The 9,806-nt window shown below is 64.7% G+C and carries 8 protein-coding genes and 1 pseudogene; 3 read left to right on the top strand and 6 right to left on the bottom strand.

Going from position 1 to position 9,806, the window contains the following annotated elements:
* Positions 1–198 precede the first annotated feature (198 nt).
* Positions 199–449, top strand: a pseudogene (locus EOA86_RS41475) (sugar ABC transporter substrate-binding protein); the annotation flags it as partial.
* Between the two features lie 90 nt (positions 450–539).
* Here the strand turns inward: EOA86_RS41475 and EOA86_RS09525 are convergent.
* The 6 genes from EOA86_RS09525 to EOA86_RS09500 form a co-directional block, all read right to left on the bottom strand.
* Positions 540–1,001, bottom strand: a complete 462-nt coding sequence (locus EOA86_RS09525; protein ID WP_065011628.1) for a MarR family transcriptional regulator — start codon at positions 999–1,001, stop codon at positions 540–542.
* Positions 998–1,582: an amino acid synthesis family protein gene (locus EOA86_RS09520; protein WP_029347243.1), complete on the bottom strand. Its 585-nt coding sequence runs from the start codon at positions 1,580–1,582 to the stop codon at positions 998–1,000. The genes EOA86_RS09525 and EOA86_RS09520 overlap by 4 nt, the downstream gene beginning before the upstream one ends.
* The gene (locus EOA86_RS09515; RefSeq protein ID WP_128341360.1) at positions 1,575–2,456 is read right to left on the bottom strand and encodes a UPF0280 family protein; all 882 of its coding nucleotides are present in this window, start codon (positions 2,454–2,456) and stop codon (positions 1,575–1,577) included. Before EOA86_RS09515 ends, EOA86_RS09520 begins: the two co-directional genes overlap by 8 nt.
* A complete protein-coding gene (locus EOA86_RS09510) occupies positions 2,456–3,997 on the bottom strand; it encodes a 6-hydroxynicotinate reductase (protein ID WP_128341359.1) in 1,542 nt (513 codons plus the stop codon). Before EOA86_RS09510 ends, EOA86_RS09515 begins: the two co-directional genes overlap by 1 nt.
* Entirely contained in the window at positions 3,994–6,906 is a 2,913-nt protein-coding gene (locus tag EOA86_RS09505; RefSeq protein ID WP_245497201.1) for a molybdopterin-dependent oxidoreductase, read from the bottom strand. Before EOA86_RS09505 ends, EOA86_RS09510 begins: the two co-directional genes overlap by 4 nt.
* A gap of 122 nt (positions 6,907–7,028) precedes the next feature.
* Positions 7,029–7,892 carry a xanthine dehydrogenase family protein subunit M gene (locus tag EOA86_RS09500; protein WP_128341356.1) on the bottom strand — a complete coding sequence of 288 codons (864 nt, stop codon included), beginning with the start codon at positions 7,890–7,892 and terminating at the stop codon, positions 7,029–7,031.
* A 304-nt stretch (positions 7,893–8,196) separates the two neighbouring features.
* Here EOA86_RS09500 and pncA point away from each other — a divergent pair, with 304 nt between their 5' ends.
* Positions 8,197–8,796 (top strand): bifunctional nicotinamidase/pyrazinamidase, encoded by a 600-nt coding sequence (gene pncA / locus EOA86_RS09495; protein WP_127212513.1) that lies wholly within the window; start codon positions 8,197–8,199, stop codon positions 8,794–8,796.
* Between the two features lie 41 nt (positions 8,797–8,837).
* Positions 8,838–9,806: sodium:proton antiporter (locus EOA86_RS09490; RefSeq protein ID WP_128341354.1), on the top strand; the 969-nt coding region annotated here is incomplete at its 3' end.

Here is a 9,806-nt window from a genome sequence, read left to right as displayed (position 1 = left end):
TAGCGATGCCTCGCGCCCCCCTCTGGCCTGCCGGACACCTCTCCGGTTGGGAATTTGCCGTCATCACGCTTTCGCCAGTCGCCAACGTCGCGGGAGTGACTGGGCGCGGTGCTCACGCTGCCGATCGCCCAGTCCAAACACCCCCAAAGTGGGGGAGATGGCCGGAGCGCCAACGAGGAGCCCTCGTCGACGGTCACAAGCTACGGCGCTTACCTTGCCGCCAAGGACGCCGGTCGCGAGCAAGACATCAAGTTTTTCGGCGTCGACAGCCCCTGATCGAGGGCGTGCAGCTCATGCCAACGGTGACGTTCGCCTACGTGACGCCGGGTGCCGAAGGGCTGCGGCAAGGCGATCAAGTTCCTGAACGGCGAGAAAACACCATCACGCTTCCGATGCAGAAGATCACCAAGGAAAATGCCGCCCAGATCCTGAAGGAGAATGGGGTCTGAGACGAAGTCGTCGATGACGAGTACCTCTCCCCGTTCCACGGGGAGAGGATGCCGGCAGGCAGGTGAGGGGCAGCGCTGACCAAGGCCTGTTCACGCCAGCTTGGCCAAAAGCTTCATGAAAATGGCGGCCTCCTTGGCGGAAAGCGGCGCCAGCGTTTCCTCCGTGATGTCGCGGGCGATCGGGATCAGCCGCTCGACGGCATTGCGGCCCTCAGCAGTCAGACTGACCAGCAGGCGCCTTTTGTCGACCTCATGCTTGGAAAGCTCGACCAGGCCCCGCGCCTTGAGCCGGTCGATGACGCCTTTCACCGTCGCCGCATCCATGGCGATCAGGCTGCCAAGCTGGTTCTGCGAGGTCTCGCCGACATCGTGCAATTTGGCCAGGGCGGCGAACTGCGGCGGTGTCAGGTCGGCGATGTGCGCGGCGAAGATCGAGACATGGCGCTGGTGCGCCTTGCGCAGGATGAAGCCGACCTGCTCCTGCAAGCGGTAATCGTTTTCGTCTGGCTCCTCGGCCTCGACCAGCTTGAGCTTGACGTCCTCGGCGCTCACCGCAGTCCGTCCCAAGCCTTGATGTCTTTTGCCGCAAGGCCGCCCATGCGGTCGTGCACGCGCGGGCCGCAGGTCATGGCGAGGCAGAACAGTATCTCGTCGGGACGAGGCCCGTCGCTGATGCCGACCTCCATGGCATCGAAATGGCTGCGCACATAGGCGGCGTTGATATGGCCGAGCGGCACGTCGAGCCGCGAGCCGAAGGCGCCGACCTTCTTTGCCGATGGCACGATCGCCTTGGCGTCACCGAGCCGTTCACGCATCGCATAGCCGCCAGGCACATGCCACAGCGCACCATGCTCCAGCTCCCCCGCGATACCGACGATGGCGCCCTTGCCGTAGCCGTCGATCTGCTTCACGTCGCCGCCCAACGCGGCGATCAGCTTGTCGGAAAGCAGCAGCCCGAGCGGCTTCAGATCGTCCATGGCGCTCTGCAGATCCTCCACGTAGCGGCCGGCGAACGGGTTCTTCACCACCGCCATGGCGGCGGCACGGCGGCGCGGCACCTTCGCCACCGGCCCGCCCTCGTGAAATATCTCTTCGCTCAGCACCGCAACCTTGCGGATCGCAAACTCAGACATGGGCAATTTCCTTCCTTGATTTCTCACTGGGGGCAGTGAGCGCCATGGGACCGGCGATCCGTGCCTGACCGGCAAGGAACAGCGCTGAGGCGGAAATCAGGCCGTGTCCCCGAAACTCTTCGGCGACGGCGAGTCCGCTGTCCAGCGCCGCGGCTATTTCGCCTGATGAAAGCACGCCGACGCCCTGGGTGACCCGGCGATCGCCAAGGTCGCTGTCGGGCGCCAGAGCGCGCGCCGGCACGCGCTCGACGGCAGGATGACCGGGCAGGTCGACGGCGTTGGCGATCAGGGTCGCGGCGGCATCGGCTTCAGCACCCGTCCGCGCCAGCACGGTGACGGCGTCGGCGATGCCGAGCGAAAAGGAACGGCCGCGCCAGCCGCTCGTCGCGACGCCGCGGATCCCGTCTTCGGCGTGGATCGTGATGCGGTCTGCCAAACCATGGCCTGTCCCGGCAATGGCAAGGGTGATCGACCGGCCGTTGCCGAGATGGATCGCGCTGTCGCCGCCATTGTTGACGTAGGCGCGATCGAGCCGGCGCCCGGCCAGCAGCGCGCCAAGCATTTCGTCGGCTACCGAACCGGCGACGGCGGCCATGGGTGTGATGAATTGTTCCGCCAGCGGATTGACCGCCGCTTCCATGCGCCGCGCCGTCGGGCCAGCGAAAGCACGTGTCCGCAAGGAGGCTGGCCGGCGCAGTTCTGGCAGCTCTTCGACGAGTTCCGACAGGATTGTTTGAAACCGCGCCACCGCCTGGCCATAGGCGGCGCGGCATTCGCTCGCGTCGCCAAATGCCTCAATGATCAGGTCGATCGGGCCATGATTGAGATGCAGCCGCCTGCCGTCCTCAAGCCAATGCGCCTGCGGGCCGTTCATCACTTGACCCCGTTGCCCGCTGCGCGCCGCAACTGCGCCAGCGGCGGCCACGGATTGCTGGCCGTCGCAGCCGTGCCGCGGCGCGGATTGAGATATTCGCCGCCTTTGGCGAGAATCTCATCGACGCTGCGGATCTCGGCTTCGTAGCCGCCGAGCCTGACATAGTCGTCGCGGCGCAGGGTGAACTCGATCGGCGCGACCAGCGCCGGTGTCGGCACATAGCCGAAGGCGTTTTCCGGCACGCGGGTGACGTCGACCATCAGCGTGATGCCGCCGCCCGGCCAGACATAGACCGGCGCGCCGCCAACGGTCACATAAGTCGTCAGGCCCTGCACCGAGCGGGTCAGATTGACCGGGTTCTCAGTGACGCCGGCGCGCAGCGAGCCGCCGGCTCCGCCGACGAAAAGCACGGTGCACAGCGCCGGCTCGCAATTGTCCTCGATCAGGCCGACAGACTTCTGCAGCCGCTCCGGGAAAGGTTTCTGCACCGGCTTCAACTCGTCGTCGAGCTCGTAATAGGCGAACTGCTCGCCGGTGGTCGAGACCATCAGCAGTGACAGGCCCGGCCGCGCGCCCTTCTTCGCATTCCATTCGCCTAGGATCGACAGCGGGTCGGAAATGCTGGTGCCGCCCCAGCCGAGGCCGGGCTCGGACACCTTGAAATAGCGGCCCGGGGTCGAACGGCGGCCGATAATTTTTATCCCCGTCTCCTGCCAGCCGAGCACCTTGCCTGCCTGATGCTCGGAGACGACGCCGGTGATGTGGTCGTCGACCACCACCACCTCGTCGACCAGGCCGCGCCATTGGGTGGCGAACATGCCGATCGTGGCAGAGCCGCAGCCGACGCGCATGCGGTGTTCGAGCTTGCCGTCGATGACCGGCGGCTTGCCGGCTTCGACGATCACCGTGGCACCGCCATCGATAGCAAGTTCGACCGGCTTGCGGTTGCATAGATTAAGCAGCGCATCGCAGGTGGCGCGGCCTTCGGCTTTCGAGCCGCCGGTCAGATGATGCACGCCGCCGAGCGACAGCATCTGCGAACCGTATTCGCCTGTCGTGACATGGCCGATCGCTTCGCCTCCGGCGCGCACCGTCGCCGTTTCGGGGCCGATATGACGGTCGGTATCGATCTTCACCTTGACGCCGCAGTAGGAGAAGATGCCCTCGGTGACCACGGTGACGAGATCGACGCCTTCGACCTGCTGGCTGACGATGAAAGGGGCCGGCTTGTAGTCGGGGTAGGTGGTGCCGGCGCCGATCGCGGTGACGAAGCGGCGGCCGGTGTTGACCAGTTCGCCGTCCCATTCTTCGCCCTCGGCGACAAACGGTACGACCGCGCCACCGGTCTCGGTCGCGTGGTCGAGGATGGTGAGCGGATCCATCCGCACGATCCTGCCGCCGACATTGCCGTAGCGATCACAGGCGCCGGTACGGCCGTCTGATATGTAGCACATCACTGGGCAGGCATCGCAGCGGATCTTCTCCGCCACCTGCTTCTCGCCGGGATCATGCGTTTCGAAGCGTTCGGCCAGCTCGCTCATCGGCGTGCCTCCTTGTCCCGTATCGCCGCGCGGATGCGGCTCGGCGTCGCCGGAATTTTGGTGACCAGGACACCGGTGGCATGACGGATGGCATTGAGGATCGCGGGCGCCGTCGGGATCAGCACGTGTTCGCCCAGACCCTTGGCGCCAAAGGGTCCTTCCGGATCCGGAACTTCGATCAGGATGGTCTCGATCGGCGGTACGTCGCCAATGGTCGGGATGAGATAGTCGTGCAGATTCTCGGTGCCGCCGGGGATGTATTCCTCCATCAGCGCCATGCCGATGCCTTGCGCGATGCCGCCCTCGATCTGGCCTTCGGCGAGCAGCGGATTGATCGCCTTGCCGACATCATGCGCGGCGGTGATTTTGATCAGCTTCACCGTACCGAGCTTGAGGTCGACTTCCAGTTCGGCGATCTGTGCGCCGTAGCCGTAGACCGCGTAAGGCTTGCCCTGGCCCTTGGCGTCGAGCGGCAATGTCGGCGGGTCGTAGCTTTCCTCGGCGCGGAAAACGAAGCCATCGGCATCGGCCTTCAGCGTTGATAAATCGATATGCCGGGTCGCTTCGCCTTCGCGGATGACCAGGCTTGCGCCGTCCAGAGCGATCACCGCCTTCTCCGACACGTTGGCAAAGCGCAGCATCGTCTCGCGCAAGGCGCGGCCGGCCTTTTCGGCGGCCTTGCCGGTCACGAAGGTCTGGCGCGAAGCGGACGTCTTGCCGGCGTCCGGCGTGATCGCTGTGTCGGCGCTTTTCAGCCGGAATTTTTCCAGCGGCAGGCCGAGCGCGTCGGCGCAGATCTGGGCAATGACCGTGTTCGAGCCTTGCCCGATGTCAACCGCACCCTGATGCAGGACGACATCGCCGGAGGCGGAGATGCCGACCCTGATGGTCGACGGATTGGGTAGCGAGGTGTTGCCGCAGCCATACCAGCAAGAGGCGACACCGACGCCGCGTTTTTTTGTGCTGCTGCCGGCGTTGAACAACTCGGCATCGAGAAGGGCGCGCATCCAATGCGGCCGCAGCGCTTCAAGGCACTCGGCGATACCGACGCCCGATTCCAGCCTCTGGCCAGTAACCGTTTCGGAGCCGTTACGAACGCAGTTTTTCAATCGAAAGTCGAGCCGATCCAGCCCAAGCTTTTCGGCCAGCTCGTCATAGAGCGTCTCCTGCATGATCGTCGCCTGCGGCACGCCGAAGCCGCGGAAGGCGCCGGAGATCGGGCCGTTTGTGTGGATGGCGCGGCCTTCGGCGCGATAGTTCGGCGTTGCATAGGGACCGGAGGCATGCACCGGCACGCGGTTGGCGACGGTCGGACCCCAGCTCGCATAGGCGCCGGTGTTGAAATCGCCTGCAAAGACCATGCCTATGATGCGGCCATCGGCATCGGCGCCGATCGTCGCCTTCATCTCAGCGGGATGGCGCTTCGTGGTCGAGATCATCGATTCATTGCGGGTGTAGGCGAGCGCGGCCGGCCGCCCGGTTCGCATCGCGACCAGACCGATCAGCGGCTGCAACGAAACATCGAGCTTGGAGCCGAACCCGCCGCCGGTGGCGGTCGGCACGATGCGCACCTTGTCGACGGCAAGGCCAAGCACCTTTGCCACGTCGTCGCGGTCCATGTACGGCGCCTGGGTGCAGGCGACGACGACCAGGGTGTCGCCGTCCATATAGGCATGGCCGGCTTCCGGCTCGATATAGGCGTGCTCGACGTAGGACGTGTCGATGGCGCCGGAAACCGTGAAAGCCGCGCCGGCAAGGGCGGCTTCGGGATCACCGCGCTCGACAAAGCCGGTGGTGAGCAGGTTTGCCGGCCGATTTTCGTGGATCAGTTGTGCGCCGCCGGCTTGCGCCTCGCAGGGCTGCAGAACGTGCGGCAACTCAGTCCAACGAACAGGGAAATCCGAAAGGTCGAGATCGAGCATGGCCTCGCGCTCACCGGCAACCAGCGCCACCGCCTCGCCGCGAAAGCGCGAAAAACCTTCGGCCAGCGCCGGCTGATCGGCAAAAGGCGCAATGACGCCGAAGCTGTTCTTTCCAGGAATGTCGGCAGCGGTGTAGACGCCGACGATTCCGGGATGAGCTTTTATCCAGGCGTCGAGATCGCCGAAAGCGAAGCGGGCATGATAATGCGGCGAGCGGACCACCAGCACTGCCAGCGCATCGGCCGGAAAGGAATCGCCGCCGAATTTTTCGCCTCCAGTGACTTTCGGCAGGCCGTCGAGCCTGATCGGCGACGAACCGACGGCGTGGCCTGAGATTGGCATTCTGCGGTCACGGTCGAGATCCAGCCGCTTAAGTTGGTGCTGCCCCTCACCCTCACCCCGTGAAAGACGGGAAGAGGGGGAGGCCGGCGCTGGAGCTTGTCCCTTCTCCCCGTCACTATACGGGGAGAAGGTGCCCGCAGGCGGATTGGGGGCAGCGCCGTCGGTCGAGAGTTCGCTCGCGAACCGTCCAGCATTCATCACCGCAGCGATGATCTTGCGGTAGCCGGTGCAGCGGCAGAGGACGCCGCCCAGTGCATCCTGTGTTTCAGCCTCGGTTGGGTTGGGCTTGCTGTCGAGAAGTGCGGTCGCCGCGACCAGCAGGCCGGGTGTGCAGATGCCGCACTGCGCTGCGCCATGATCGAGGAACGAGGCCTGCAGCGCCGATAATCTGCCGTTGGCGAGACCCTCGACGGTCGTCACCACGGTGCCAGCGGCAGAAGCCGCTGACATGAGGCAGGCGCAGATCGGTTCGCCATCGACAAGCACCGTGCAAGCGCCGCAGTCGCCGGCGTCGCAGCCAACCTTGGTGCCGGTCAGGTGCAATTCGTCGCGCAGCACCGAAGAGAGACGGCGAACCGGCGGCACGCAGACAGAAACAGCGGCGCCGTTGACTTTGAAAGCGATGTCGGCGCGTTCCATGCTCATGCGAGGCTGAGCCTCGCTCATGCCAGCCTGAGCCATGCTCATGCCAGGCTGAGCCATGCTCATGCCAGGCTGAGCTCCGCTGATGCCAGGCTGAGCTTCGGTCATGTCAGGTTGAGCTTGGTTCATGCCGCCGCCACCCTTGCCGTAGGCATATGGCCCGCGGCATCTAGTACGGCGCGGACGACGATCTCACGCGCGGCGTCCAGCCGGTATTCGGCGCTGCCGCGGACATCGCCGATCGGCGACAGCTCGACCATCGGTGCGGACTGGATCGCGGTGGCGAGAGCGTGGTCGACCGGGAGCCCCCGCAAGGCTGCTTCGACGCCCAAGAGACGCTTGGCGACAACGGAGCAGGAGCCGACGGCGACGGCAGCATTGCCGACGATGCCGCCCTCAACGGTCAGGCGGGCGGCCGCCATGGCTATGGAAATGACGAGATAGCGACGCGCGCCGAGTTTTACGAAAGCCGACGCCCCGGTGGCCGCATTTTTCGGCACGCGGATGGCGGTGACCATTTCGCCCGGCTGCAGTTCCGTGCGGCGGTTTCCCAGGATGAACTTTTGCAGCGGCAGATGGCGGACCATCGCCGTCGAGCGCAGTTCGACCTCGGCGTCGAGAATGAGCAGAGTCGGCACGCCATCGGCGGCCGGGGAGGCATTGCAGAGATTGCCGGCGATGGAGGCGACGTTCTGGATCTGCACGGACCCGACTTCACGCGCCGCCTGCTTCAGCGCATCGAAAGCCGCCGGCAGCGGATGACGGACAAGATCAGACCACGTCGTGCGCGCACCGATGACCCAATGGTCCTCGGTTTCGGCGATACCACGCAGCGCCGCCAGACCGTTGATGTCGAGGACATTCTCGCGGAAAGGCTTGGCCCCTTGTGCCGGGTAGAAATCGGTGCCGCCGGCAAGGATGCGCCACGAAGCCTCGCCAAGCAAAGCGAGAGCCTCGTCGACGGTGGTGGGTTTCGCGTAACGGATCACGCTTTGCCTTCCCAGAAATAGGAATCCTTCCGGCACTCGGGCCGGTCAAATTCATTCGTATGCAAATGATATCAAGCCGGCAAGATTTGTCAAAGCCAGAGTTTGGGGCCGCTCTCCGCCTCGGCGCGGCGGCACGCATTTGTTATACCGTTGGAGGTTGACGCAGCCGGCCATCTGGTCGAGTTTCTCCATCCGGTCGCGTTAGCGGCATTTTTCGGTGGGGCTTGGCTTCGAACACCGGATTCCACGTTTCGGCAGACTTCCGGTTCGGGTCATGCCTCCGGACAAACAAGAGGGAGGCTCCATGGCCGACGAAGCGCTTGTCATCATCGACCTGCAGAACGATTTCTGCCCGGGCGGCGCGCTGGAGGTTGCCGGCGGCGACGAGATCGTGCCGCTGGTCAACGACCTGATCCGGCGGACCGAACATGTCGTGCTGACGCAGGACTGGCATCCCGCCGGCCATTCGAGCTTTGCCTCCAGTCATCCCGGCAAGAAGCCGTTCGAGACGATCGAGATGCCTTACGGCCAGCAGACGCTGTGGCCGGACCACTGTATCCAGGGCAGCCTAGGCTCGGACTTTCACTCCGGCCTCGCCTGGACCAAGGCCGAACTGGTCATCCGCAAGGGCTTCCGGCCGGCGATCGACAGCTATTCGGCCTTCTTCGAGAACGACCATACGACGCCGACCGGTCTTGCCGGCCATCTTAGGGAGCGCGGCATCGAAACGCTGACCCTGGTTGGTCTCGCGACCGATTTCTGTGTCGCCTTTTCGGCGCTCGATGCGGTCAAGCAGGGCTTCCACACAACAGTGCGGCTCGACGCCTGCCGCGGCATCAATCTCAACGGGTCCGTCGAGACGATGCTGAATCGGATGCGCGATGCCGGCGTGACGCTGGCTTGAACGTCACCAATCGCATCCGACACAATTCCAGAGGGGGCTTTATGCGGTTTGCGGCGGCTTTGACGGCGGGCGCAGTGGTGGCAGTCGCAACCCTGTTTCCGGGAATAGCGCTCGCAGCCGAGGCCCACAAGTTGCCGGGCCAAACAATGTCGTTGTGGTGGGCGCTGCCCTTTGCCGGCCTGCTTCTGTCGATCGCCACCGGACCATTGCTCTTCCACCATGTCTGGGAGCATCACTACGGCAAGATCACCTTCTTCTGGGCGGCGCTCGCGGTCGTGCCGCTGGCGGTGGCGTTCGGCATGCCTTCGGCCACAGAGGCGGTATTGCACGCACTGCTTACCGAATACATGTCGTTCATCATTCTTCTGTTTGCGCTGTTCACCATTTCAGGCGGCATCCTCGTCGCCGGCAACATCCATGGCACGCCGCTGGTGAATGCCGGATTGCTGCTGATCGGGGCGATGCTCGCCTCAGTCATCGGCACGACCGGCGCCTCGATGATCCTGATCCGGCCGATCCTGCGCGCCAATGACAACCGGGCGTTCAATGCCCATGTCGTCATCTTCTTCATTTTCCTGGTGTCCAACATCGGCGGGTCGCTGACGCCGCTCGGGGACCCGCCGCTGTTCGTCGGCTTTCTGCGCGGCGTCGATTTCTTCTGGACCACCACCAACCTCTATCAGGAGACACTGTTCGTCGGCGGCCTGGTGCTGGCCGTCTTCCTGGCCATGGACGTCATCCTGCATCGCCGCGAGGCCGGCGCGCCGAAGATCAAGGATCCGACACCGGACACGAAGGTGCGCATCCGCGGCCTGCCCAACGTCCCGCTGCTGGCCGGGGTCATCGGCGCGATCCTGCTTTCCGCGACCTGGAAGCCAGGCGTGGCTTTCTCCGTCCACGGCGTGAGCCTTGAATTGCAGAACCTCGTGCGCGACGCCGTCATCCTGGCGCTTGCCTTCCTTTCGCTCGGCGTCTCGCCCAAGAGCCACAGGCAGGCGAACAACTTCCAC

Source organism: Mesorhizobium sp. M5C.F.Ca.IN.020.32.2.1 (genome assembly GCF_004023105.1).
Lineage (GTDB): Bacteria > Pseudomonadota > Alphaproteobacteria > Rhizobiales > Rhizobiaceae > Mesorhizobium > Mesorhizobium wenxiniae.
Note: the sequence above shows the minus strand (reverse complement) of the source record. Positions and strands in the feature narration are given on the sequence as shown.

What these genes read in the sequence shown, in the direction of transcription:
- EOA86_RS09520 (WP_029347243.1), bottom strand. Translation starts at nt 1,582, where the DNA reads ATGTCTGAGTTTGCGATCCGCAAGGTTGCGGTGCTGAGCGAAGAGATA.
- EOA86_RS09515 (WP_128341360.1), bottom strand. Translation starts at nt 2,456, where the DNA reads ATGAACGGCCCGCAGGCGCATTGGCTTGAGGACGGCAGGCGGCTGCAT.
- EOA86_RS09510 (WP_128341359.1), bottom strand. Translation starts at nt 3,997, where the DNA reads ATGAGCGAGCTGGCCGAACGCTTCGAAACGCATGATCCCGGCGAGAAG.
- EOA86_RS09505 (WP_245497201.1), bottom strand. Translation starts at nt 6,906, where the DNA reads ATGAGCATGGAACGCGCCGACATCGCTTTCAAAGTCAACGGCGCCGCT.
- pncA (WP_127212513.1), top strand. Translation starts at nt 8,197, where the DNA reads ATGGCCGACGAAGCGCTTGTCATCATCGACCTGCAGAACGATTTCTGC.